The organism is Streptomyces hypolithicus, from assembly GCF_052934925.1.
The window spans coordinates 2,314,623-2,336,514 of the sequence record NZ_CM128811.1; the positions used below are offsets into that span (position 1 = coordinate 2,314,623).

At 67.3% G+C, this 21,892-nt stretch carries 32 protein-coding genes; 3 read left to right on the top strand and 29 right to left on the bottom strand.

Annotated features, from left to right (window positions below):
* The first annotated feature begins 65 nt into the window (after positions 1 to 65).
* On the top strand, positions 66 to 1,058 hold the full coding sequence (gene coaA, locus ACU6WZ_RS10660; protein ID WP_447032917.1) for a type I pantothenate kinase: 993 nt from the start codon (positions 66 to 68) through the stop codon (positions 1,056 to 1,058).
* A gap of 12 nt (positions 1,059 to 1,070) precedes the next feature.
* A complete protein-coding gene (locus tag ACU6WZ_RS10665; RefSeq protein WP_447032919.1) occupies positions 1,071 to 2,015 on the top strand; it encodes a DUF389 domain-containing protein in 945 nt (314 codons plus the stop codon).
* Here the strand turns inward: ACU6WZ_RS10665 and glmM are convergent.
* From glmM to ACU6WZ_RS10685, 4 genes are all read right to left on the bottom strand, one after another.
* Positions 2,012 to 3,370: a phosphoglucosamine mutase gene (gene glmM / locus ACU6WZ_RS10670; protein WP_447032920.1), complete on the bottom strand. Its 1,359-nt coding sequence runs from the start codon at positions 3,368 to 3,370 to the stop codon at positions 2,012 to 2,014. The two genes, ACU6WZ_RS10665 and glmM, sit on opposite strands and share 4 nt — an antisense overlap.
* Positions 3,371 to 3,512: 142 nt before the next feature.
* A complete protein-coding gene (rpsI, locus tag ACU6WZ_RS10675; protein ID WP_447032921.1) occupies positions 3,513 to 4,052 on the bottom strand; it encodes a 30S ribosomal protein S9 in 540 nt (179 codons plus the stop codon).
* A 44-nt stretch (positions 4,053 to 4,096) separates the two neighbouring features.
* Positions 4,097 to 4,540, bottom strand: coding sequence for a 50S ribosomal protein L13 (rplM, locus tag ACU6WZ_RS10680; RefSeq protein WP_447032923.1), 444 nt, complete (start codon positions 4,538 to 4,540; stop codon positions 4,097 to 4,099).
* Between the two features lie 433 nt (positions 4,541 to 4,973).
* On the bottom strand, positions 4,974 to 6,593 hold the full coding sequence (locus ACU6WZ_RS10685) for an ABC-F family ATP-binding cassette domain-containing protein (protein ID WP_447032924.1): 1,620 nt from the start codon (positions 6,591 to 6,593) through the stop codon (positions 4,974 to 4,976).
* Positions 6,594 to 6,648: 55 nt separating this feature from the next.
* Here ACU6WZ_RS10685 and ACU6WZ_RS10690 point away from each other — a divergent pair, with 55 nt between their 5' ends.
* Positions 6,649 to 7,584, top strand: a complete 936-nt coding sequence (locus ACU6WZ_RS10690) for a hypothetical protein (protein ID WP_447032925.1) — start codon at positions 6,649 to 6,651, stop codon at positions 7,582 to 7,584.
* Here ACU6WZ_RS10690 and truA read toward each other — a convergent pair.
* The 25 genes from truA to rplV form a co-directional block, all read right to left on the bottom strand.
* A complete protein-coding gene (gene truA, locus ACU6WZ_RS10695; protein WP_447032926.1) occupies positions 7,552 to 8,430 on the bottom strand; it encodes a tRNA pseudouridine(38-40) synthase TruA in 879 nt (292 codons plus the stop codon). The two genes, ACU6WZ_RS10690 and truA, sit on opposite strands and share 33 nt — an antisense overlap.
* Positions 8,431 to 8,506: 76 nt before the next feature.
* Positions 8,507 to 9,031 carry a 50S ribosomal protein L17 gene (gene rplQ / locus ACU6WZ_RS10700; protein ID WP_447032927.1) on the bottom strand — a complete coding sequence of 175 codons (525 nt, stop codon included), beginning with the start codon at positions 9,029 to 9,031 and terminating at the stop codon, positions 8,507 to 8,509.
* Between the two features lie 112 nt (positions 9,032 to 9,143).
* Positions 9,144 to 10,166: a DNA-directed RNA polymerase subunit alpha gene (locus ACU6WZ_RS10705; RefSeq protein ID WP_146481858.1), complete on the bottom strand. Its 1,023-nt coding sequence runs from the start codon at positions 10,164 to 10,166 to the stop codon at positions 9,144 to 9,146.
* 266 nt (positions 10,167 to 10,432) lie between these two features.
* A complete protein-coding gene (gene rpsK / locus ACU6WZ_RS10710) occupies positions 10,433 to 10,837 on the bottom strand; it encodes a 30S ribosomal protein S11 (protein ID WP_003956432.1) in 405 nt (134 codons plus the stop codon).
* A 74-nt stretch (positions 10,838 to 10,911) separates the two neighbouring features.
* Positions 10,912 to 11,292, bottom strand: a complete 381-nt coding sequence (rpsM, locus tag ACU6WZ_RS10715) for a 30S ribosomal protein S13 (protein ID WP_447032928.1) — start codon at positions 11,290 to 11,292, stop codon at positions 10,912 to 10,914.
* 187 nt (positions 11,293 to 11,479) lie between these two features.
* A complete protein-coding gene (gene rpmJ, locus ACU6WZ_RS10720; protein ID WP_003956441.1) occupies positions 11,480 to 11,593 on the bottom strand; it encodes a 50S ribosomal protein L36 in 114 nt (37 codons plus the stop codon).
* A 58-nt stretch (positions 11,594 to 11,651) separates the two neighbouring features.
* On the bottom strand, positions 11,652 to 11,873 hold the full coding sequence (gene infA, locus ACU6WZ_RS10725) for a translation initiation factor IF-1 (RefSeq protein WP_003956442.1): 222 nt from the start codon (positions 11,871 to 11,873) through the stop codon (positions 11,652 to 11,654).
* Between the two features lie 163 nt (positions 11,874 to 12,036).
* On the bottom strand, positions 12,037 to 12,873 hold the full coding sequence (map, locus tag ACU6WZ_RS10730; RefSeq protein WP_447033989.1) for a type I methionyl aminopeptidase: 837 nt from the start codon (positions 12,871 to 12,873) through the stop codon (positions 12,037 to 12,039).
* A gap of 97 nt (positions 12,874 to 12,970) precedes the next feature.
* Positions 12,971 to 13,633 (bottom strand): adenylate kinase, encoded by a 663-nt coding sequence (locus ACU6WZ_RS10735; protein ID WP_447032931.1) that lies wholly within the window; start codon positions 13,631 to 13,633, stop codon positions 12,971 to 12,973.
* A complete protein-coding gene (gene secY, locus ACU6WZ_RS10740) occupies positions 13,633 to 14,949 on the bottom strand; it encodes a preprotein translocase subunit SecY (protein ID WP_447032933.1) in 1,317 nt (438 codons plus the stop codon). Before secY ends, ACU6WZ_RS10735 begins: the two co-directional genes overlap by 1 nt.
* A gap of 412 nt (positions 14,950 to 15,361) precedes the next feature.
* Positions 15,362 to 15,817 carry a 50S ribosomal protein L15 gene (rplO, locus tag ACU6WZ_RS10745; protein ID WP_447032935.1) on the bottom strand — a complete coding sequence of 152 codons (456 nt, stop codon included), beginning with the start codon at positions 15,815 to 15,817 and terminating at the stop codon, positions 15,362 to 15,364.
* Between the two features lies 1 nt (position 15,818).
* On the bottom strand, positions 15,819 to 16,001 hold the full coding sequence (rpmD, locus tag ACU6WZ_RS10750) for a 50S ribosomal protein L30 (protein ID WP_447032937.1): 183 nt from the start codon (positions 15,999 to 16,001) through the stop codon (positions 15,819 to 15,821).
* Entirely contained in the window at positions 16,001 to 16,603 is a 603-nt protein-coding gene (rpsE, locus tag ACU6WZ_RS10755; protein WP_028812362.1) for a 30S ribosomal protein S5, read from the bottom strand. Before rpsE ends, rpmD begins: the two co-directional genes overlap by 1 nt.
* A 46-nt stretch (positions 16,604 to 16,649) precedes the next feature.
* Complete coding sequence (gene rplR, locus ACU6WZ_RS10760) at positions 16,650 to 17,033, bottom strand: 50S ribosomal protein L18 (RefSeq protein ID WP_028812363.1); 384 nt, start codon at positions 17,031 to 17,033, stop codon at positions 16,650 to 16,652.
* Between the two features lie 3 nt (positions 17,034 to 17,036).
* Positions 17,037 to 17,576 carry a 50S ribosomal protein L6 gene (gene rplF, locus ACU6WZ_RS10765; protein WP_447032939.1) on the bottom strand — a complete coding sequence of 180 codons (540 nt, stop codon included), beginning with the start codon at positions 17,574 to 17,576 and terminating at the stop codon, positions 17,037 to 17,039.
* Between the two features lie 21 nt (positions 17,577 to 17,597).
* Complete coding sequence (gene rpsH / locus ACU6WZ_RS10770; protein ID WP_326020850.1) at positions 17,598 to 17,996, bottom strand: 30S ribosomal protein S8; 399 nt, start codon at positions 17,994 to 17,996, stop codon at positions 17,598 to 17,600.
* 221 nt (positions 17,997 to 18,217) lie between these two features.
* A complete protein-coding gene (locus tag ACU6WZ_RS10775; RefSeq protein ID WP_035800856.1) occupies positions 18,218 to 18,403 on the bottom strand; it encodes a type Z 30S ribosomal protein S14 in 186 nt (61 codons plus the stop codon).
* Between the two features lie 2 nt (positions 18,404 to 18,405).
* Positions 18,406 to 18,963 (bottom strand): 50S ribosomal protein L5, encoded by a 558-nt coding sequence (gene rplE / locus ACU6WZ_RS10780; RefSeq protein ID WP_028812366.1) that lies wholly within the window; start codon positions 18,961 to 18,963, stop codon positions 18,406 to 18,408.
* Positions 18,963 to 19,286: a 50S ribosomal protein L24 gene (gene rplX, locus ACU6WZ_RS10785; RefSeq protein ID WP_447032942.1), complete on the bottom strand. Its 324-nt coding sequence runs from the start codon at positions 19,284 to 19,286 to the stop codon at positions 18,963 to 18,965. Before rplX ends, rplE begins: the two co-directional genes overlap by 1 nt.
* 2 nt (positions 19,287 to 19,288) lie before the next feature.
* Positions 19,289 to 19,657 (bottom strand): 50S ribosomal protein L14, encoded by a 369-nt coding sequence (gene rplN / locus ACU6WZ_RS10790; RefSeq protein WP_003966950.1) that lies wholly within the window; start codon positions 19,655 to 19,657, stop codon positions 19,289 to 19,291.
* Positions 19,658 to 19,754: 97 nt separating this feature from the next.
* Positions 19,755 to 20,039 carry a 30S ribosomal protein S17 gene (gene rpsQ, locus ACU6WZ_RS10795; protein ID WP_447032945.1) on the bottom strand — a complete coding sequence of 95 codons (285 nt, stop codon included), beginning with the start codon at positions 20,037 to 20,039 and terminating at the stop codon, positions 19,755 to 19,757.
* The gene (gene rpmC / locus ACU6WZ_RS10800) at positions 20,039 to 20,263 is read right to left on the bottom strand and encodes a 50S ribosomal protein L29 (RefSeq protein WP_030368408.1); all 225 of its coding nucleotides are present in this window, start codon (positions 20,261 to 20,263) and stop codon (positions 20,039 to 20,041) included. Before rpmC ends, rpsQ begins: the two co-directional genes overlap by 1 nt.
* Positions 20,263 to 20,682 carry a 50S ribosomal protein L16 gene (rplP, locus tag ACU6WZ_RS10805; protein ID WP_028812370.1) on the bottom strand — a complete coding sequence of 140 codons (420 nt, stop codon included), beginning with the start codon at positions 20,680 to 20,682 and terminating at the stop codon, positions 20,263 to 20,265. Before rplP ends, rpmC begins: the two co-directional genes overlap by 1 nt.
* A gap of 5 nt (positions 20,683 to 20,687) precedes the next feature.
* The gene (gene rpsC / locus ACU6WZ_RS10810) at positions 20,688 to 21,536 is read right to left on the bottom strand and encodes a 30S ribosomal protein S3 (protein WP_447032946.1); all 849 of its coding nucleotides are present in this window, start codon (positions 21,534 to 21,536) and stop codon (positions 20,688 to 20,690) included.
* Entirely contained in the window at positions 21,536 to 21,883 is a 348-nt protein-coding gene (rplV, locus tag ACU6WZ_RS10815) for a 50S ribosomal protein L22 (protein ID WP_069927445.1), read from the bottom strand. Before rplV ends, rpsC begins: the two co-directional genes overlap by 1 nt.
* Positions 21,884 to 21,892: the final 9 nt, after the last annotated feature.

Sequence of the window (21,892 nt, forward strand, 5' to 3'; positions counted from 1 at the left end):
CCGACAGCACCGCACGTGACCGAGCACACCACCCACGACAGCCCAGGACCCCCGACAATGGCCCTGTGATCACTTCGCCGCCACGAAGCACCTACCGCCGGGCCGACGCCTCGCCGTACCTGGACCTCACCCGGGCGGAGTGGAGTGCCCTGCGCGAGAAGACCCCGCTGCCGCTCACTGCGCAGGAACTGGAGCAGCTACGCGGTCTGGGTGACGTCATCGACCTCGACGAGGTACGGGACGTCTACCTCCCGCTGTCGCGGCTGCTCAATCTGTACGTCCAGGCGACCTCGGGGCTGCGCGGCGCGCTGAACACCTTCCTCGGCGACGCCGGAGGCAGCGGTCACGGCTCGCAGCGCGGCACCCCCTTCGTCATAGGGGTCGCCGGCAGCGTCGCCGTGGGGAAGTCCACCGTGGCCCGGCTCCTACAGGCGCTGCTCGCCCGCTGGCCGGAGCACCCGCGCGTCGAGCTGGTGACCACCGACGGCTTCCTGCTCCCCATGAAGGAGCTCCAGGCGCGCGGTCTCACGGCCAGGAAGGGCTTCCCCGAGTCGTACGACCGGCGGGCCCTCACCCGCTTCGTCGCCGACATCAAGGCCGGCAAGGACGAGGTCACCGCGCCCGTCTACTCCCACCTGATCTACGACATCGTGCCCGGCGAGCGCCTCACGGTCCGGCGCCCCGACATCCTGATCGTCGAGGGCCTGAACGTCCTCCAGCCGGCGCTGCCCGGCAAGGACGGCCGCACCCGGGTGGGCCTCGCCGACTACTTCGACTTCAGTGTGTACGTCGACGCACGCGCCGAGGACATCGAGACCTGGTACCTGGGCCGGTTCCGGAAACTGCGCGAGACGGCGTTCCAGAACCCGTTCTCGTACTTCACGAAGTACACCCAGGTCTCGGAGGAAGAGGCGATGGAGTACGCCCGTACGATGTGGCGGACCATCAACAAGCCCAACCTGCTGGAGAACGTCGCCCCGACGCGCGGCCGCGCCACGCTGGTCCTGCGCAAGGGCCCGGACCACAAGGTCCAGCGGCTGTCGCTCCGCAAACTCTGAGGGGTACGTCCCGTGCTTCACCTGCACCTGATCGTTCCGGCGGACCTCACCGACGACGTCGTACACACGATCGAGAAGACGGTCGGCACGACGCACCTCGCCGTCGTCCAGGGGGCGGCCCGCAACCCGTCCGGCGACGTCGTGATGTGCGATGTGGCGCGGGAGGCGGGCGACGGTCTGATCAGCAGCCTGCGTGACCTCGGCATCGACGAGAGCGGCTCGATCGCCGTCGAGAACATCGACCTGTCGCTCTCCACCCGCGCCGACCAGGCCGAGGAGGACGCCCCGGGTGAGGGCGCGGACGCGGTGCTGTGGGAGCAGCTGGTGGACGCGACTCACGAGGAGTCGACGCTGTCGTTCGCCTACATCGCGTTCCTGTCGCTGGCGACGATGATCGCGGCCTGCGGTGTGATCCTCGACAACGCGATCCTGATCGTGGGCGCCATGGCGGTGGGCCCGGAGTTCGGCCCGCTGGCCGGTTTCTGCACGGCGCTGGTGCGCCGGGCGCCGCGGCTGGCCTGGCGTTCGTTCATGGCGCTGATCGTGGGCTTCGCGGTGGCGATGGTGGTGACGGTGGCGTTCAGCCTCTTCATGGACGCGACCGGCCTGTTCACCGAGGAGAAACTGAACGCGGACCGCCCGAACACGGGCTTCATCTACGCGCCGGACTGGTTCTCGTTCGTCGTCGCCGTACTGGCGGGCGCAGCCGGCATGCTCTCACTCACCTCGGCCAAGTCGGGCGCCCTGGTCGGCGTGGCCATCTCGGTGACGACCGTCCCGGCGGCGGCGAACGCCGCTGTGGCGCTGAGCTACGGCGACGCGGGCCAGACCTGGCGCTCGACCGAACAGCTTCTGCTGAACCTGCTGGGCCTCGTCATCGCCGGTACGCTCACGCTGCTCGCCCAGAAGTACCTCTGGACCAAGCAGCGCGAACGCACAGCGAACAAACTGGCCTAACCCAGAGCCGACTTCACCACATCGGCGAGCCGTCCGGCCACCGACTTGGCCTGGTCGATGTCGGCCGCCTCGACCATGACCCGCACCAGCGGCTCGGTGCCCGAGGACCGCAGCAGCACCCGTCCGGTGGCGCCCAGTTCACGCTCGGCGTCGGCGACGGCGGCGGCCAGCTCGGCGGACGTGGTGACGCGTGACTTGTCGACGTCGGGCACGTTGATGAGGATCTGCGGCAGCCGGCTCATGACCCCCGCGAGGTCGGCGAGCGTACGCCCGGTCGCGGCCACCCGCGCGGCCAGCATCAGCCCGGTGAGGGTGCCGTCGCCCGTGGTGGCGTGGTCCAGCACGATCACGTGCCCCGACTGCTCGCCGCCGAGCGCGTACCCCTCGGCCTTCATCGACTCCAGTACGTACCGGTCGCCGACGGCGGTCTGCACCAGCTCGATGCCCTCGCGCTCCATGGCCAGCTTGAAGCCGAGGTTCGACATCACGGTGCCGACGACGGTGTTCCCGCGCAGCTGCCCGCTCTCGCGCATGGCGAGGGCGAGTACGGCGAGGATCTGGTCCCCGTCGACCTCTTCGCCCCGCGCGTCCACGGCCAGGCACCGGTCGGCGTCGCCGTCGTGCGCGATACCGAGGTCCGCGCCGTGCTCGACGACGGCGGCCCTCAGCAGCTCCAGGTGCGTGGAGCCGCACCCGTCGTTGATGTTGAGCCCGTCGGGGTCCGCGCCGATGGTGACGATCTGCGCGCCGGCCCGTGTGAACGCCTCCGGCGACACGCGGGAAGCGGCGCCGTGTGCCTCGTCGAGCACGACCTTCACACCGTCGAGCCGGTTCGGCAGCACACCGAGCAGGTGCGCGATGTACTGGTCGAAGCCCGCGTCGTAGTCGGTCACCCGGCCGACACCTGCGCCGGTCGGGCGCGCCCACGGCTCGCCGCTGCGGTGCTGGTCGTACACGGCCTCGATGCGGATCTCCAGCTCGTCGGCGAGCTTGTGCCCGCCGCGCGCGAAGAACTTGATGCCGTTGTCCGGCATCGCGTTGTGACTGGCGGACAGCATGACGCCGAGATCGGCGCCGAGCGCACTGGTCAGATACGCGACGGCGGGCGTGGGCAGCACCCCCACACGCAGCACATCCACCCCGGCACTCGCCAGGCCCGCCACGACGGCGGCCTCCAGAAACTCCCCGGACGCGCGCGGGTCCCGCCCGACCACGGCGGTCGGCCGATGTCCTTCAAAGGTCCCCGCTTCGGCGAGCACATGCGCCGCCGCGACCGACAGACCGAGCGTCAGCTCAGCCGTCAGGTCCGCGTTGGCGACACCGCGCACACCGTCAGTGCCGAAGAGTCGTCCCACTGGTGTCCTCCGAAAATGCTTCGAAAATGCAAGGTCTAGTGCGCCTTACGCCGTTATACGCCCGGCCTGACGATAAACGAACGCCCCGGCGGCACAGAGTGTGCCGCCGGGGCGAACGTAATGAAGCAGGCGAGCAGGCGGATTAGCGCTTGCTGTACTGCGGCGCCTTGCGGGCCTTCTTGAGACCGGCCTTCTTGCGCTCGACCGCACGGTCGTCGCGCGAGAGGAAGCCGGCCTTCTTCAGCGTGGCGCGGTTGTTGTCCACGTCGGCCTCGTTCAGCGCGCGGGCGACACCGAGACGGAGCGCACCGGCCTGACCGGAGACGCCGCCACCCGCGATGCGGGCGATGACGTCGTAGCGGCCGTCGAGCTCGAGCACCTTGAAGGGCTCGTTGACTTCCTGCTGGTGAACCTTGTTCGGGAAGTAGTCCTCGAGCGTACGCCCGTTGATCTTCCACTTGCCGGTGCCCGGAACGATCCGGACGCGGGCGATGGCGTTCTTGCGACGGCCCAGGCCGGCCGCGGGCTGCGGGTCGCCGAAGCGGCCCGCCATCGACTCGGAGGTGTACTCGCCCTCGACGGGCACCTCGGACTCGAACGTCGTCACCTCGGCGAAGGTTTCTTCGGGCTCGGTGCCCTCAGTGCCCTCGGCGGACGTCGTTTCAACAGTGGTCTCGGCCACGATTCTCCTCAGATTTCTTTCGTTCTTAGGGGGTGTGGCCGGAACTACTGCGCGACCTGGGTGATCTCGAACGGCACCGGCTGCTGGGCAGCGTGCGGGTGCTCGGGGCCTGCGTAGATCTTGAGCTTCGAGAGCACCTGACGGCCCAGGGTGTTCTTGGGGATCATGCCCTTGATGGCCTTCTCGACGGCCTTCTCGGGGCTCTTCGCCAGCAGCTCGTCGTAACGCACGGAGCGGAGACCGCCCGGGAAGCCGGAGTGGCGGTACGCCATCTTCTGGGTCTTCTTGTTGCCGGAGAGGTGGACCTTCTCGGCGTTGACGATGATGACGAAGTCGCCCATGTCCATGTGCGGGGCGTAAATCGCCTTGTGCTTGCCCCGCAGGAGGGTGGCGGCAGTCGTCGCCAGACGGCCCAGGACGATGTCCTGCGCGTCGATGATGTGCCACTGGCGCGTGACATCGCCGGGCTTGGGGCTGTACGTACGCACGGTCGTAGCCTTCGCTTCTTCAGTGAGTGGAGGTCCTGACAGGACCACCCGGACGATCACGACAGCCTTGGCAGCATTCGGGGACGCAACCCGTCTGCTCGCCGCTGGTCATCGGCCAGGGTGGACCGGCGTAAGGGCCTCTCGCGTGAGAACGACCAAGCCAATACGCATAACAAACTGGGAGCTTACCCGCCCTCCCCCACACGGGTCAAAACGCGCCCGCATCCCCTCTCCAGCCCGTCCGGCGTTTGAGGACCGGGCCTGGTGCGGAGCCCCGGTTCCTCCAGCCCGTCCGGCGTTTGAGGACCGGGGTCCGGGGCGGAGCCCCGGTTTCGGGAAGGGGCGGGTAGGGGAACAGGCCCGCCGCAGGCGCCCCACCCGCACCCGGCGCACCGCACCCCGCACCGCAGCCGCACCCACCCCCCGCCACCCCCTACCGCACCCGCTCCACCCGGCGCTCGTCCCACACCGGCTCCGCAGACTCCCGCACCACCCCGTCCGACCCGAACACCAGATACCGGTCGAAGGACTTCGCGAACCACCGGTCGTGCGTCACGGCCAGCACCGTCCCGTCGTACACCTCCAGCCCGTCCTGCAAGGCCTCGGCAGACTCCAGGTCAAGGTTGTCCGTGGGCTCGTCGAGCAACAGCGCCGTCGTCCCCGACAGCTCCAGCAGCAGAATCTGGAACCGCGCCTGCTGCCCCCCGGACAGCTTCTCGAACAGCTGGTCCCCCTGCCGCTCCAGCTCGTAGCGCCGCAGCACGGACATCGCCCCGCCCCGGTCCTTCGCGTGCTCCGTCCACAGGATGTCGACCAGCGTCCGCCCGAGCAGCTCCGGATGCGCGTGCGTCTGCGCGAAGTGCCCCGGCACCACCCGCGCGCCGAGCTTCCACGCCCCCTTGTGGGCCACGTCGTCGCCCGCCAGCAGCCGCAGGAAGTGCGACTTCCCCGACCCGTTCGACCCGAGTACCGCGACCCGCTCCCCGTAGTAGATCTCCAGGTCGAAGGGCTTCATCAACCCGACCAGCTCAAGCCCCTCGCACACCACCGCCCGGACCCCGGTCCGCCCGCCCCGCAGCCGCATCCTGATGTCCTGCTCCCGCGGCGGCTCCGGCGGCGGTCCGGCGTCCTCGAACTTCCGCAGCCGGGTCTGGGCGGCCGCGTACCGCGACGCCAGCTCATGGCTGATGGAAGCCGCCTGGCGAAGGTTCAGCACCAGCTTCTTCAGCTGCGCGTGCTTCTCCTCCCAGCGCCGCTTCAGCTCCTCGAAGCGCGCGAACCGTTCCTTGCGAGCCTCGTGATACGTGTCGAACCCGCCGCCGTGGACCCAGACGTCCGACCCACCGATCCCGGGCTCGACGCTCACGATCTTCTCCGCGGCCCGCGACAACAGCTCCCGGTCATGGCTGACGAAGAGCACCGTCTTCCGGGTCTCCTTGAGCCGCCCCTCCAGCCACCGCTTCCCCGGCACGTCCAGATAGTTGTCCGGCTCGTCCAGCAGCAGCACCTCGTCCGGCCCCCGCAGCAGCGCCTCCAGCACCAGCCGCTTCTGCTCACCCCCGCTGAGCGTCCGGACCTCACGCCACTGCGCCTTCTCGTACGGCACCCCGAGCCCGGCCATGGTGCACATGTCCCACAGCGTCTCCGCCTCGTACCCGCGCGCCTCCGCCCAGTCGCTCAGCGCCTGCGCGTAAGACATCTGCGCGGCCTCGTCGTCCCGCGTCAGAATGGCCTCCTCGGCGGCGTCCACCGCCGCGGCCGCCTCGCGGATACGCGGCTGCGCGACCGAAACCAGCAGGTCCCGCACCGTCCGCTCGTCCCTTACCGAGCCCACGAACTGCGGCATCACGCCCAGCCCGCCGCTGACCGTCACCGTCCCGCCGTGCGGCTGGAGCTCGCCGGCGATCAGCCGGAGCAGCGTCGTCTTTCCGGCCCCGTTCGCGCCCACCAGCGCGACGACAGCCCCCTCGCCCACCCGGAACGAGGCGTCGCCGAGCAGCACACGTCCGTCCGGCAGGTAGTACTCCACGTGCGCGGCCTCAAGATGTCCCATGTTCCGATTCTGACCGCCGTCCGCCCCATCGCCCAACCGGATTAGGATGCCGGGCATGAGCTTTGGGCAAGGGGGGCCCTCCTGGGACGGCCCCGACCGACAGCAGAACCCTCAGGATCCGTACGGCAACGACCCCTACGGCAGCGGCGCGGACCGCTACGGCTCCCAGTCGGCACCGGACACACCGGACTGGGCGGCGCTCGCCGAAGCCTCCGCCTCCCGCAACCGCCGCAAGAGGTGGCTGTACGTCGGCGGCGGCATACTCGCGACCGCGGTGGTCGGTGCGATCGTCGCCACGGCGGTCGTCACGACGAACGGCAACAACACCGGCACGGACACGCCCTCATCGGCGAGCGAACTCCCGACCCCCGAGACGCTGCCCACCGAGAGCGCTCAGCCCGGCCCCTCGTTCTCCTCGCAGGCGCCGCCGCCCCCCGCCAACCCGCGGGACTTCATCTCCAGCGCGAAGAAGGACACGGCGCCGCTGAGCGCCGACACCCTCTACCCCGGCAAGAAACTGACGATGGGCGGCCGCGGTTACGCCAAGGGCGCCACGGACCGCACCACCAGCTGCTCCGCCGCCACCCAGGGCGCCCTCGGCTCCGTACTCGCAGCCAACGGCTGCGACCAGGTCATCCGCGCGACGTACGCCAAGAGCGGCGTCGCCGTCACCGTCGGAGTGGCGGTCTTCGACACCGCCGCGCAAGCCCAGAAGGCCAAGCAGCAGGCGACCGGCGGCCTCGCGTCTCTCTCCGGCGGCGGCGTCCCGACGTTCTGCCGCAGCGGATCGGTGTGCCGCAAGACCACCAACGCCTATGGCCGGTATGCCTACTTCACGGTCAGCGGCTTCACGAGCGGCAAGAACGTGACCGCAGCCGACAAGGGCGTCTTCACCATCGGCGACGACCTGGCCGAGTTCACGTTCCGTCAGATCCACCACCGCGGCAGGATCCAGGCGTCAGCAGCAGCCACCGCCGCCGCCGGCTCCTGAGCCGGGCAGCGTCCGCATGTTGCGGGCCACCCGGGCCCGGTCCGCGAGCAACTCGTCGGCGGGGTAGCCGACTTCCTCCAGGGTGAGGCCGTGCGGGCGTACGACATGGACCGACGAGTCCCGTACGCCCGCCGCCAGCACCTTCCCGGGCCAGTCCGCGTCCCGGTGCCCGTCCCCCACGAACAGCATCGCGCCCACCAGCGAGCGCACCATGTTGTGGCAGAACGCGTCGGCGCGCACGGTCGCCGTGATGATCCCGTCGGCCCCGCGCTCCCAGCTCAGCTGCTGGAGGGTACGGATGGTCGTCGCGCCTTCGCGCTTCTTGCAGTACGCCGCGAAATCGTGCTCGCCGACCAGCCGCTCGGCCGCCCGGTTCATGGCGTCGACGTTCAACTCCCAGTCGTGCCACAGCACATGACCGCGCAGCAGCGGGTCGACGCCGCCGGGGCTGTCCGTCACGCGGTACGCGTAGCGCCGCCACACGGCCGCGAACCTGGCGTTGAACCCCGCGGGCGCCTCGGCCACCTTCCAGACCCGCACATCGTGCGGCAGCCGCCCCGCGAGCCGGCGCAGCAGCTTGTCCCGGTGCTCGGCCCACACGTCATCGGGCAGGTCGACGTGCGCGACCTGCCCACGCGCGTGCACGCCCGAGTCGGTGCGCCCGGCGACGGTCAGCTCGTAAGTCCGCGTCGCCCGCGTCACCGTTCGCAGCGCCGACTCCAGCTCACCCTGGACGGTGCGCCGCTCGGTCTGCTTCGCCCACCCGGAGAAGTCCCTGCCGTCGTACGAAAGGTCCAGCCGCACCCGTACGAACCCGGGCGCCGCACCCTCGATGTCCTCGCTCACCCACGCATCCTCTCAAGCAAACAGAACGGGCCCGCACCGCCCCGAAGGGTGATGCGGGCCCGCGGAGTCAGAACGCTCAGGCGTCCTTGGACTCGCTCTTGGCCTCGGCGGCCGGAGCGTCGTCCTTGGCAGCCTCGTCCTTGGCGGACTCGTCCGTGGCGGACTCGTCCTTCTTGGCTGCGTCTTCCTTGACCGCACGCTTCGTCGCGGCCTCGGCCTCACCGGTGGCCGCCTGCGCCACGGTCAGGGCCTCGACGAGCTCGATGACCGCCATCGGGGCGTTGTCGCCACGACGGTTGCCGATCTTCGTGATGCGGGTGTAACCACCGGGGCGGTTCTCGTAGCGCGGAGCGATCTCGGTGAACAGCGTGTGCACGATGCTCTTGTCCGTGATCGTCTGCAGCACGAGGCGACGGTTGTGGATGTCGCCCCTCTTCGCCTTGGTGACCAGACGCTCGGCGACCGGACGCAGGCGGCGGGCCTTGGCCTCGGTCGTCGTGATGCGGCCGTGCTCGAACAGCGACTTCGCCAGGTTGGCGAGAAGCAGACGCTCGTGCGCGGCGCTGCCGCCCAGACGGGCACCCTTTGCGGGACGCGGCATGGTAATTCTCCTAGTGTCTGCACCGGCCGTATCAGGTACCGGTGTCAGTTCCCGCGAGGCGGACGCCCCACAGAAGTTCCGATCAGTACTGCTTCGATCAGTACTGCTTCGATCAGTACTGCTCGGTCTCCACGAAACCGGCGTCCGCGTCGTCGTCCGCGCCGAACGCGTCGGCCGCGGCAGTCGGGTCGAATCCGGGCGGGCTGTCCTTGAGGGCCAGGCCCATGCCGGCCAGCTTCGCCTTGACCTCGTCGATCGACTTCGCGCCGAAGTTGCGGATGTCGAGCAGGTCCGCCTCGGAGCGCGCCACGAGCTCACCCACGGAGTGGATGCCCTCACGCTTGAGGCAGTTGTACGAACGAACGGTGAGCTCCAGCTCCTCGATCGGCAGCGCCAGATCGGCGGCGAGCGCCGCGTCCGTCGGCGACGGGCCCATGTCGATGCCCTCGGCGTCGATGTTGAGCTCGCGCGCCAGACCGAACAGCTCGACCAGCGTCTTACCGGCGGACGCCATGGCGTCACGCGGCCGCATGGCCTGCTTGGTCTCGACGTCGACGATCAGCTTGTCGAAGTCGGTGCGCTGCTCGACACGGGTCGCCTCGACCTTGTACGTGACCTTGAGCACCGGGGAGTAGATGGAGTCGACCGGGATACGGCCGATCTCCTGGCCCACCTGCTTGTTCTGCACGGCGGAGACGTAGCCGCGACCGCGCTCGACGGTCAGCTCCATCTCCAGCTTGCCCTTGCCGTTGAGCGTGGCGAGCACCAGGTCGGGGTTGTGCACCTCGACGCCGGCCGGCGGGGCGATGTCGGCAGCGGTCACCAGGCCGGGGCCCTGCTTGCGCAGGTACATCACGACCGGCTCGTCGTGCTCCGAGGAGACGACCAGCTGCTTGATGTTGAGGATGAGGTCGGTGACGTCCTCCTTGACGCCCGGCACGGTGGTGAACTCGTGCAGGACTCCGTCGACCCGGATGCTGGTGACAGCGGCACCGGGGATCGAGGAGAGGAGCGTACGGCGGAGGGAGTTGCCGAGGGTGTAACCGAAGCCCGGCTCAAGGGGCTCGATCACGAACCGCGAGCGGTACTCGTCGACGACCTCTTCGGTCAGCGACGGACGCTGAGCGATAAGCATGAGTAATGCCTCTCAGTCTTGGCACCCACTATTTGATGCCAACTGCTACAAGGGTACGGGCGGCACGGCCCGAAGGACCGTACCGCCCGAGTACAACGCGTGCGGAGCGAAGGTCGGTCTTCACTCCCCGCGCACTGCAACAACCAGATCAGACGCGGCGACGCTTGGGCGGCCGGCATCCATGCTGCGACATGTGGGGGATAACCCCCACACCCCCAGCCGGAAACCCGCGCCGCTTCGGCCGTCCGCGACCAGACGCGTGAGCGTCAGACGCGGCGACGCTTGGGCGGCCGGCATCCATTGTGCGGGGTGGGCGTGACGTCCTGGATCGAGCCGACCTCAAGGCCGGTGGCCTGGAGGGAGCGGATCGCGGTCTCACGGCCGGAGCCGGGACCCTTGACGAAGACGTCGACCTTGCGCATGCCGTGCTCCTGCGCGCGACGGGCGGCCGACTCGGCGGCCATCTGCGCGGCGAAGGGGGTGGACTTGCGCGAGCCCTTGAAGCCGACGTGGCCGGCGGAGGCCCAGGAGATCACGTTGCCCGAGGGGTCCGTGATCGAAACGATGGTGTTGTTGAACGTGCTCTTGATGTGCGCGTGGCCGTGAGCGACGTTCTTCTTTTCCTTGCGACGCACCTTCTTGGCTGCGCCCTGACGTCCCTTGGGGGGCATGTCTTAACTCCAGATGGAGAGGGGGAGGTGATCGGTCCTACAGCGAAGACCGCTGGTGAGCGTCCTGCTGAGGACTACTTCTTGCCCGGCTTCTTCTTACCGGCGATCGCGCGACGCGGGCCCTTGCGGGTACGCGCGTTGGTGCTCGTGCGCTGGCCGTGAACCGGCAGGCCGCGGCGGTGACGCAGGCCCTGGTAGCAGCCGATCTCGACCTTGCGGCGGATGTCGGCCTGCACCTCGCGACGGAGGTCACCCTCAGTCTTGAAGTTGACGTCCACGTACTCGCGGATCTTGACGAGGTCTTCCTCGGCAAGGTCGCGAACGCGCGTGTCGGGGCTCACGCCGGTAGCGGCGAGAGTCTCCTGGGCACGGGTGCGACCGATGCCGAAGACGTAGGTAAGGGCGACCTCGATACGCTTTTCGCGCGGGAGGTCAACGCCTTCAAGGCGTGCCATTCATGGCTCCTGTTTGCTCGGAGGTCTTCCGCAGAACCGCTCCGTGGCCGCCGTTCTCCCAGTAGAGAGGTACGGACCAGGTCCCCGGCCTCCGCCGGAGGTGTCAGCACCCGAGGGTGCTGGGTTCTGCGTAATTACGTATGTACGTGCGTCGCGCGAAGTTCTGCGAGATGCAGGGGGTCGTGCGTCAGCCCTGGCGCTGCTTGTGGCGCAGGTTGTCGCAGATGACCATGACCCGGCCGTGACGGCGGATCACCTTGCACTTGTCGCAGATCTTCTTGACGCTCGGCTTGACCTTCATGAAAGTGAGGTTCTCCGGGTCAGTGCCACCACCCCGAGGGGCAGCGGCAAGTAAAGATCTACTTATAACGGTAGACGATCCGGCCACGCGTCAGGTCGTACGGAGAAAGCTCCACCACGACCCGGTCATCCGGGAGGATGCGGATGTAGTGCATACGCATCTTGCCGCTGATGTGCGCTAGGACCTTGTGACCGTTCTGAAGTTCCACCTTGAACATTGCGTTCGGGAGGGACTCGATCACGGTGCCCTCGATTTCGATGGCACCTTGCTTCTTGGCCACGCTTCGCCCTTCGAATCGGCTACCTTGATCGACTCTCGCATCCGCATGCAGACATACGGATACACGCGAGCCGACGAGTCAGTCTACGTCAGGCCCCCGGAAAAGACGAATCCGGGGAGTTTGCCCAACTGTCAAGATCATTAAGCGGCAGAGCCGGCGGCTCTCAGCCCAGCGGGTCCGGCGCCGTCGTGACGCCGTACTCCGCCAGCTTCCCCTTGCCGCAGTCCGGCGAGGTGAGGACCAGCGGGCCCTCCTCGGTCAGCGCGATCGAGTGCTCCCAGTGCGAGGACCAGGTCGCGTCGGTCGTGATGACGGTCCAGTTGTCCTCAAGGACGTCCGTGTGCGCCGTGCCGAGGCTCACCATCGGCTCGATCGCCAGGCAGAACCCGGGAACCAGCTTCGGCCCCTTGCCGCGCTTGCGCGAGACGTAGTTCAGGACGTGCGGGTCCATGTGCATCTCGGAGCCGATGCCGTGCCCGCCGTAGTCCTCGATGATCCCGTACTTGCCCGTCGCCGGGCGCGGCTGGCGGCGGATGTACGACTCGATCGCCTTCGAGATGTCGACGAGCCGGTTGCCCAGCTTCATCGCGGCGAGCCCGGCCCACATCGACTCCTCGGTCACCCGGGACAGCTCGACCAGTTCGGGAGCGTGCCCCGTACCCACGAAGGCGGTGTACGCCGCGTCGCCGTGCCAGCCGTCGATGATCGCGCCGGCGTCGATCGAGATGATGTCGCCGTCCTTCAGTACCGTCTTCTCGTCGGGGATGCCGTGCACCACGACCTCGTTCACCGACGTGCAGATCGTGGCGGGAAAGCCGCCGTACCCCAGAAAGTTCGACTTCGCACCGTGCTCCGCGAGCACCTTGCGGGACACCTCGTCGAGGTCCCTCGTGGTGGCGCCGGGCACCGCCGCCTCGCGCGTGGCCGCGTGCACGGCGGCGACGACCAGCCCCGCCTCACGCATCTTCGCGATCTGCTCGGGGGTCTTGATCTCCACCATGAGTGTGCCTTCCACAATCGCTGTCACTACCTGCCCAACAGTACGGCCGCGGCGTCTCTCGGACACCGCGGCCGCAACCGTCGTAACGCTCGTTCGGTCAGCCCTCGTAGGAGGACTTCTTCAGGGCTTCCATCGCCCGCAGGGTCACTTCGTCGACCTTGCCCAGCGCGGAGATGGTGACCACCAGGCCCTGGCCCTTGTAGTGGTCGATGATCGGCTCGGTCTCGCTGTGGTAGACCTCCAGCCGGCGCCGCACCGTTTCTTCGGTGTCGTCGCCGCGCTGGTAGAGCTCGCCGCCGCAGACGTCACAGACGCCGTCCTTCCGGGGCGGGCTGTACGTCACGTGGAACACGTGGCTCGAATCGTTGCGGCAGATGCGGCGGCCCGCGATCCGCTTCACGACCTCGTCCTCGGGGACTTCCAGGTCCAGTACGGCGTCCAGCTTCTGGCCGTCGGCCTTCAGCGCCTCGTCGAGCGCCTCCGCCTGGGAGACGTTGCGGGGGAAGCCGTCCAGCAGGAAGCCTCCGACAGCGTCGGACTCGGCCATGCGGTCCTTGGCCATCCCGATGGTGACCTCGTCCGGCACCAGGTTCCCTGCGTCCATGAACGCCTTCGCCTGCTTGCCGAGGGCCGTGCCCTGACTGATGTTGGCGCGGAAGAGGTCGCCCGTGGAGATGTGCGGGATCGACAGGTTCTTGGCAAGGAAAGCGGCCTGCGTTCCCTTGCCGGCACCGGGCGGCCCGACGAGGACGATTCGCATCAGCGGAGGAACCCTTCGTAATTGCGCTGCTGGAGCTGGCTCTCGATCTGCTTCACGGTCTCCAGACCCACACCCACGATAATGAGGATGCTTGTCCCGCCGAAGGGGAAGTCCTGGTTCGCGCCGAAGCCCGCCAACGCCATAGTCGGCACAAGAGCGATCAGACCCAGATACAGCGAGCCCGGCCAAGTGATCCGGTTGAGCACGTAGCTCAGGTACTCAGCGGTAGGCCGACCTGCCCGGATACCCGGGATGAAGCCACCATACTTCTTCATGTTGTCCGCCACCTCGTCGGGGTTGAACGAGATGGACACATAGAAGAAGGCGAAGAACACGATCAGCAGGAAGTACACCGCGATATAGATCGGCTCGCCGTCGACGAAGTGCAGCTGAACCCACCTCGCCCAGCCGGAGTTGGCTCCGCCACCGCTGAACTGCACGATGAGGTTCGGGATGTAGAGCAGCGACGAGGCGAAGATGACCGGGATCACACCGGCCTGGTTGACCTTCAGCGGGATGTACGTGGACGTACCGCCATAGGACTTCCGGCCGATCATGCGCTTCGCGTACTGCACCGGGATCCGGCGCTGCGCCTGTTCGACGAAGACCACCAGTCCGACCATCGCGAAGCCGACGAGCATCACCACGCCGAACTCGATCCAGCCGTCGGCCAGATCACCCTTCTTCTTGATGGTCCACAGGGCACCGGGGAAGCCGGCGGCGATCGAGATGAACATCAGGATCGACATGCCGTTGCCGATGCCGCGGTCCGTCACCAGCTCACCGAGCCACATGACCATCGCCGTACCGGCGGTCATCGTCACCACCATGACGATGGTGGTGAAGATGGACTTGTCGGGAACGATGTCGGCCGCCGCGGGGCAGCCGCTGAACAGCGCGCCGTTGCGGGCGGTGGCCACCAGACCCGTGCCCTGGAGGATGGCGAGCGCCACCGTCAGGTACCGGGTGTATTGGGTGATCTTCGCCGTGCCGGTCTGGCCCTCCTTCTTGAGGGCCTCCAGGCGCGGAATCACCACCGTCAGCAGCTGGAGGATGATGCTCGCCGTGATGTACGGCATGATGCCGAGCGCGAAGACCGTGATCTGAAGCAGCGCACCACCGCTGAACAGATTCGCCAGGCCAAGGAGGTTGTTGCCCGACTGAGCCTGGTCCACGCAGAACTGCACGCTCTTGTAGCTGACTCCGGGGACCGGGATATGAGCCCCGAGCCGGTACAGCACAATGATGGCGAGCGTAAAGAGCAGCTTCTTGCGCAGGTCGGGCGTCTTGAACGCCCGGGCGAACGCGGTGAGCACGGTGCCTCCTGCGACCCCCGCGCTATGCGTCAGAGGTGACGGTCTTGAGGATCGACGAATACGAATCGGTCTTGAGCATGAGGCCGCGCGCGCGGGCACACCCCGCCGCAGCCAACAGTCCACGCCACCTTACCCGTCACTGCACACATCACGGAACGACCATCATGGGCCCCTCAGGGCGGATGTTTCGCCCCAGAAGCCACTTAGCGGGCAACCGGGCCGTGCCGACCCCGCCGTAACGGCCCGCTCACGGAGCGCCGATACGGCGTGAGGCCCGTCCGGGCCCACCACGCGAAGGCCGAACTCCGGTGCGGCGCGCTCCTGTCGGGGCCCCGCGGACGCACAAAAGCCTGGTTGGCCGGTCACCGCTGAGCGGTGACCGGCCAACCAGGCTTCATGCTGTCAGTCGAACTCAGATGAGCTCGGTGACGGTGCCGCCTGCGGCAGCGATCTTCTCCTTGGCGGAGCCGGAGACGGCGTCAACCGTCACCGTCAGCTTCACGGAGATCTCGCCGGCGCCGAGCACCTTGACGAGCTGGTTCTTACGAACCGCACCCTTGGCGACCAGGTCGGCCACCGTGACCTCTCCACCCTGCGGGTAGAGGTCGGCGAGCTTGTCCAGGTTCACGACCTGGTACTCGGTGCGGAACGGGTTCTTGAAGCCCTTGAGCTTCGGCAGACGCATGTGGAGGGGCATCTGCCCGCCCTCGAAGCGCTGCGGAACCTGGTAACGGGCCTTCGTGCCCTTGGTACCACGACCTGCGGTCTTACCCTTGGACGCCTCACCACGACCCACACGGGTCTTGGCGGTCTTGGCGCCCGGGGCGGGCCGGAGGTTGTGGACCTTCAGCGGGTTGTTCTCCGCCATGTCAGTCGACCTCCTCAACCGTCACGAGGTGGCGGACGGTCTTCACCATGCCGCGGAACTCGGGGCGGTCCTCCTTGACAACCACGTCGTTCAGGCGCTTGAGCCCGAGCGAACGCAGGGTGTCGCGGTGGTTCTGCTTGCTGCCGATGTACGACTTCGTCTGCGTGATCTGGAGACGGGCCATTACGCACCCGCTCCCGCACGCGCACGGAGCAGGGCCGCGGGGGCCACGTCCTCGAGGGGCAGACCACGGCGAGCCGCGATCTCCTCGGGACGCTGCAGACCCTTGAGGGCCGTCACAGTCGCGTGGACGATGTTGATCGGGTTCGACGAACCGAGCGACTTCGACAGGATGTCGTGAACGCCGGCGCACTCGAGCACGGCTCGCACCGGGCCACCGGCGATAACGCCGGTACCGGGGGAAGCCGGCTTGAGCAGGACGACGCCCGCAGCCTTCTCGCCCTGAATCGGGTGAGGGATGGTGCCCTGGATGCGCGGAACCTTGAAGAAGGACTTCTTCGCCTCTTCAACGCCCTTGGCAATGGCCGCGGGAACTTCCTTGGCCTTGCCGTATCCGACGCCTACAGTGCCGTCACCGTCGCCCACCACGACGAGCGCGGTGAAGCTGAAGCGGCGACCACCCTTAACAACCTTGGCGACACGGTTGATCGCGACTACGCGCTCAACGTAAGCGGTCTTCTCGGCGGCAGCGCCACCGTCGCGACCCTTCCGGTCCCGCCGCTCGCCGCCACCGGCACCGCTTCCGCGGCGCTGGGGTCCAGCCATTGGATTTACCTCTCTCTGTTACGTCCGTTAGTCCCGGAACCGGGGCTTAGAACTTCAGCCCGGCTTCGCGGGCGGCGTCAGCCAGAGCGGCAATGCGCCCGGCGTACCTGTTGCCACCACGGTCGAACACGACGGCCTCGACGCCGGCAGCCTTGGCACGCTCGGCGACAAGTGCGCCGACCTGCTGGGCCTGGGCGCTCTTGTCGGCCTCGCCACCGCGGATCGAGGCGTCCAGGGTCGACGCCGACGCGAGCGTGTGGCCCGCGATGTCGTCGATGACCTGCGCGACGATGTTGCGGTTGGAGCGCGTCACGACCAGGCGAGGACGCTCCGGCGTACCGGAGACGTGCTTGCGGACGCGGATGTGGCGGCGCTTGATGGCAGCGCGCTTGTACGCGTCACCCTTGGCGATCTTTACACCGTATGCCATGGCTTACTTACCCGCCTTTCCAACCTTGCGGCGGATAACCTCGCCGGCGTACTTGACGCCCTTGGCCTTGTACGGGTCGGGCTTCCGCAGCTTGCGGATGTTAGCGGCGACCTCGCCGACCTTCTGCTTGTCGATGCCCTCGACGCTGAGCTTCGTGGGCGACTCGACCTTGAAGGAGATGCCCTCGGGGGCCTCAACGACGATCGGGTGGCTGTAGCCCAGGGCGAACTCCAGGTTGGAGCCCTTCGCCTGGACGCGGTAACCGACACCGCTGATCTCGAGCGCCTTGGTGTAACCCGCGGTCACGCCGGTGATCATGTTCGCCACCAGCGTGCGGGACAGGCCGTGGAGGGCCTTGTTCTGACGCTCGTCGTTCGGGCGGGTGACGCTGAGCACGCCGTCCTCGCCCTTGGTGACCTCGATGGGGGCGGCGACGGTGTGCGAGAGGGAACCCTTGGGGCCCTTCACCGCGACCGTGCGGCCATCGATGGTGACGTCCACACCGGCGGGAACCTGGATGGGGAGCTTGCCGATTCGCGACATTAGCTTTTCCTCCGTTCCCGACTACCAGACGTAGGCGAGGACTTCCCCACCTACGCCCTTCTTGCCTGCCTGCTGGCCGGTCAGGAGACCGTGGGACGTGGAGATAACCGCCACGCCCAGGCCGCCGAGGACCTTCGGCAGGTTGGTGGACTTCGCGTACACGCGCAGACCCGGCTTCGAAATCCGCTTGATGCCCGCGATGGAGCGCTCACGGTTCGGGCCGAACTTCAGCTCGAGGACGAGGGACTTGCCGACTTCGGCGTCCTCGACCTTCCAGCCAGTGATGAAGCCCTCCTGCTGGAGGATCTCCGCGATGTGCGACTTGATCTTGCTGTGCGGCATAGCCACGGTGTCGTGGTACGCCGAGTTCGCGTTACGCAGACGAGTCAGCATGTCCGCGATCGGATCAGTCATGGTCATGAATTGGCCTTCGGCCTCTCTCGCCGGGGTTTCCTGTATGCGCCATCCCTCTCCCCACTCAGTGGCGGGACGGGTGCGGTGCGGGGACCTACGGCGTAGTAAGTCGATTAGGGCGGCAAGCGCCCAACCCCCCTAGCCTACGGCATTCGGGGCTGGGCTCCTGCCGACCAGATACTTACCGAGAGCTTCTGGAAATCCGTACGCCCGAGGGCGGTACTGGACTACCAGGAGCTCTTGGTCACGCCCGGCAGCTCGCCACGGTGAGCCATCTCACGAAGGCACACGCGGCACAGGCCGAACTTGCGGTAGACGGAGTGCGGCCGGCCGCAGCGCTGGCAACGCGTGTACGCGCGCACAGCGAACTTCGGCTTGCGGGCCGCCTTAGCGATCAGGGACTTCTTCGCCACGGTCAGTTCTCCTTGAACGGGAAGCCGAGGTGACGAAGGAGGGCACGACCCTCGTCGTCGTTGGTCGCCGTGGTGACCACGGTGATGTCCATGCCCCGGACCCGGTCGATCTTGTCCTGGTCGATCTCGTGGAACATGACCTGCTCCGTGAGACCGAAGGTGTAGTTGCCACGGCCGTCGAACTGCTTCGGCGACAGACCGCGGAAGTCACGGATACGCGGCAGCGCGAGCGACAGCGTACGGTCCAGGAACTCCCACATGCGGTCACCGCGGAGGGTGACGTGGCAGCCGATCGGCTGACCCTCGCGCAGCTTGAACTGCGCGATGGACTTCCGGGCCTTGGTGACGGCCGGCTTCTGGCCGGTGATCGTGGTGAGGTCGCGAATCGCGCCGTCGATCAGCTTGGAGTCGCGGGCGGCGTCGCCCACACCCATGTTGACCACGATCTTGACGAGGCCGGGGATCTGCATGACGTTCTCGTACGAGAACTCTTCACGCAGCTTGCCCGCGATCTCCTCGCGGTAGCGCAGCTTGAGGCGCGGTGCGGTGGTGGTAGTCATCAGATGTCCTCACCGGTCCGCTTGGCAACGCGGATCTTGTTGCCCTCGTCGTCAAAGCGGTAGCCGACGCGGGTAACGACCTTCTTGCCGTCCAACTCCACGACCAGCTGAACGTTGCTGACGTGGACCGGAGCCTCGGTCGTCACAATGCCACCGGTCTGCGAACCGCGAGCGGTCTGACCGGCCTTGGTGTGCTTCTTGACCCGGTTGACACCCTCGACGAGGACGCGGTTCTCACGGGGCATGGCCACGATGACCTTGCCCTGCTTGCCCTTGTCCTTACCGGTGATGACCTGAACCAGGTCGCCCTTCTTGATCTTCATGCTTACAGCACCTCCGGCGCGAGCGAGATGATCTTCATGAACTTCTTCTCGCGCAGCTCACGGCCCACCGGGCCGAAGATACGGGTGCCACGAGGGTCGCCGTCGTTCTTGAGAATGACAGCGGCGTTCTCGTCGAAGCGGATGTACGAGCCGTCCTGGCGGCGGCGCTCCTTGACGGTGCGAACGATGACCGCCTTGACGACGTCACCCTTCTTCACGTTGCCGCCGGGGATCGCGTCCTTGACGGTGGCGACGATGACGTCGCCGATGCCCGCGTAGCGGCGACCCGAGCCACCGAGAACACGGATGGTGAGAATTTCCTTCGCACCCGTGTTGTCGGCGACGCGCAGTCGCGACTCCTGCTGGATCACGTCTATCTCCTGATCGTCTGCCGGTTCCCGGCAGGGGCACCTGAGTGCCCCTGCCGAGCCTGGCGGAACTGCCCTGAAGGAGACCCTTCAGGGATTGTTACTTGGCCTTCTCGAGGATCTCGACGATGCGCCAGCGCTTGCTCGCCGACAGCGGACGCGTCTCCATGATGATGACGCGGTCGCCGACACCGGCTGCGTTGGACTCGTCGTGAGCCTTGAGCTTGTTCGTACGGCGGATGACCTTGCCGTACAGCGCGTGCTTGACGCGGTCCTCGACAGCGACGACGACGGTCTTGTCCATCTTGTCGCTGACGACCAGACCCTCACGGGTCTTGCGGAATCCGCGCTGCTCAGTCGTCTCAGTCATATTCTTCTCGCTCATCAGGCGCTCTCCACCGTCTCGATGCCCAGCTCGCGCTCGCGCATCAGGGTGTAGATCCGGGCGATGTCCTTACGGACGGACTTGAGCCGGCCGTGGTTCTCGAGCTGTCCGGTCGCCGCCTGGAAGCGGAGATTGAACAGTTCTTCCTTGGCCTCACGGAGCTTCGCGACGAGATCCTCGTCGTTCAGCTCACGCAGCTCGGTCGCCTTGATACCGGCCGCCATCACGACTCACCTGCCTCGCGCCGAACAATCCGGCACTTCATCGGAAGCTTGTGAGCAGCGCGGGTGAGCGCCTCACGAGCAATCTTCTCGTTCGGGTAGGACAGCTCGAACATGACCCGACCCGGGTGCACGTTCGCGATCCACCACTCCGGAGAACCCTTACCGGAACCCATGCGGGTCTCGGCAGGCTTCTTCGTCAGGGGGCGGTCCGGGTAGATGTTGATCCAGACCTTGCCGCCACGCTTGATGTGGCGGGTCATCGCGATACGAGCAGCCTCGATCTGGCGGTTCGTCACGTACGCCGGGGTCAGCGCCTGGATGCCGTACTCGCCGAATGCGACCTCAGTGCCACCCTTCGCCATACCGCGGCGCTTGGGGTGGTGCTGCTTGCGGTGCTTGACCCTACGAGGGATCAGCATTTCGGTCAGGCCTCCGTTCCGGTGCTCTCAGCCGGAGCAGCGGCGGCGGGAGCGTCGGCCTTGGGGGCCTCGGCTGCCGGTGCGCCCTGCTGCGGCTTGCGGCCGCGGCCGCCACGCTCGCCACCACCACGACCACCACGGCCACCGGCCGGACGGTCGGCCGCGCCGCCACCACGGGCCGGGCGGTTACCCGCACGGGCCGCGGCGTTCTCGGCACGGACCTCGGCGATGTTCTTGACATCGCCCTTGTAGATCCAGACCTTCACACCGATGCGGCCGAAGGTGGTCTTGGCCTCGAAGAAGCCGTAGTCCACGTTCGCGCGCAGCGTGTGCAGCGGCACACGGCCCTCGCGGTAGAACTCGGACCGGGACATCTCGGCGCCGCCGAGACGGCCACCACACTGGATCTTGATGCCCTTGGCGCCGGCCTTCATCGTGCCCTGCATGCTCTTACGCATGGCGCGACGGAAGGAGACGCGGGAGGAGAGCTGCTCGGCAACGGCCTGGGCAACCAGCTGAGCGTCCATCTCGGGGTTCTTGACCTCGAGGATGTTCAGCTGGACCTGCTTGCCCGTGAGCTTCTCGAGGTCGCCGCGGATGCGGTCGGCCTCGGCGCCACGGCGGCCGATGACGATGCCCGGACGAGCGGTGTGGATGTCCACACGCACGCGGTCACGGGTGCGCTCGATCTCCACCTTCGAGATGCCGGCGCGCTCCATGCCGGACGTCATCATCCTGCGGATGGCGACGTCTTCCTTGACGTAGTCCTTGTACAGCTTGTCGGCGTACCAGCGGGACTTGAAGTCCGTGGTGATGCCGAGCCGGAACCCGTGCGGGTTTACCTTCTGGCCCATTACCGGGAACCTTCCTTGCTGCTGACGACCACGGTGATGTGGCTGGTCCGCTTGCGGATCCGGTAGGCACGACCCTGGGCACGCGGACGGAACCGCTTCAGGGTCGGGCCCTCGTCGACGTACGCCTCGCTGATGACCAGCGAGGAGGCGTCCGTGTGGTCGTAGTTGTGTGCAGCGTTGGCAATGGCGCTGTCAAGCACCTTGCCGACCGGCACGCTCGCGGCCTGCGCGGCGAAACGCAGGACCGCCTGAGCCTCCGTGGCATCCATGCCACGGATAAGGTCCACCACGCGGCGGGCCTTCATGGGCGTGACGCGGATGTACCGCGCCTGGGCCCTGGCTTCCATGGTTGTCCC

Bases quoted from the DNA above. Each gene is read 5' to 3' on its own strand.
- rpsE (WP_028812362.1), bottom strand. From the start codon at position 16,603: ATGGCTGGACCCCAGCGCCGCGGAAGCGGTGCCGGTGGCGGCGAGCGG.
- rplP (WP_028812370.1), bottom strand. From the start codon at position 20,682: ATGCTGATCCCTCGTAGGGTCAAGCACCGCAAGCAGCACCACCCCAAG.
- rpsM (WP_447032928.1), bottom strand. From the start codon at position 11,292: ATGGCACGCCTTGAAGGCGTTGACCTCCCGCGCGAAAAGCGTATCGAG.
- rpsH (WP_326020850.1), bottom strand. From the start codon at position 17,996: ATGACCATGACTGATCCGATCGCGGACATGCTGACTCGTCTGCGTAAC.
- rplF (WP_447032939.1), bottom strand. From the start codon at position 17,576: ATGTCGCGAATCGGCAAGCTCCCCATCCAGGTTCCCGCCGGTGTGGAC.
- ACU6WZ_RS10685 (WP_447032924.1), bottom strand. From the start codon at position 6,593: ATGGGACATCTTGAGGCCGCGCACGTGGAGTACTACCTGCCGGACGGA.
- rplE (WP_028812366.1), bottom strand. From the start codon at position 18,963: ATGACTACCACCACCGCACCGCGCCTCAAGCTGCGCTACCGCGAGGAG.
- rplQ (WP_447032927.1), bottom strand. From the start codon at position 9,031: ATGCCGCGTCCCGCAAAGGGTGCCCGTCTGGGCGGCAGCGCCGCGCAC.
- ACU6WZ_RS10690 (WP_447032925.1), top strand. From the start codon at position 6,649: ATGAGCTTTGGGCAAGGGGGGCCCTCCTGGGACGGCCCCGACCGACAG.
- rplV (WP_069927445.1), bottom strand. From the start codon at position 21,883: ATGGAAGCCAGGGCCCAGGCGCGGTACATCCGCGTCACGCCCATGAAG.
- rpsQ (WP_447032945.1), bottom strand. From the start codon at position 20,039: ATGAGCGAGAAGAATATGACTGAGACGACTGAGCAGCGCGGATTCCGC.
- rplR (WP_028812363.1), bottom strand. From the start codon at position 17,033: ATGGCATACGGTGTAAAGATCGCCAAGGGTGACGCGTACAAGCGCGCT.
- ACU6WZ_RS10705 (WP_146481858.1), bottom strand. From the start codon at position 10,166: ATGCTTATCGCTCAGCGTCCGTCGCTGACCGAAGAGGTCGTCGACGAG.
- ACU6WZ_RS10735 (WP_447032931.1), bottom strand. From the start codon at position 13,633: ATGCGAATCGTCCTCGTCGGGCCGCCCGGTGCCGGCAAGGGAACGCAG.
- rpsK (WP_003956432.1), bottom strand. From the start codon at position 10,837: ATGCCCCCCAAGGGACGTCAGGGCGCAGCCAAGAAGGTGCGTCGCAAG.
- rplO (WP_447032935.1), bottom strand. From the start codon at position 15,817: ATGGCGGAGAACAACCCGCTGAAGGTCCACAACCTCCGGCCCGCCCCG.
- map (WP_447033989.1), bottom strand. From the start codon at position 12,873: ATGGTGGAGATCAAGACCCCCGAGCAGATCGCGAAGATGCGTGAGGCG.
- rpmJ (WP_003956441.1), bottom strand. From the start codon at position 11,593: ATGAAGGTCAAGCCGAGCGTCAAGAAGATCTGCGACAAGTGCAAGGTG.
- rplX (WP_447032942.1), bottom strand. From the start codon at position 19,286: ATGAAGATCAAGAAGGGCGACCTGGTTCAGGTCATCACCGGTAAGGAC.
- rpmC (WP_030368408.1), bottom strand. From the start codon at position 20,263: ATGGCGGCCGGTATCAAGGCGACCGAGCTGCGTGAGCTGAACGACGAG.
- rpmD (WP_447032937.1), bottom strand. From the start codon at position 16,001: ATGGCCCGTCTCCAGATCACGCAGACGAAGTCGTACATCGGCAGCAAG.
- rpsC (WP_447032946.1), bottom strand. From the start codon at position 21,536: ATGGGCCAGAAGGTAAACCCGCACGGGTTCCGGCTCGGCATCACCACG.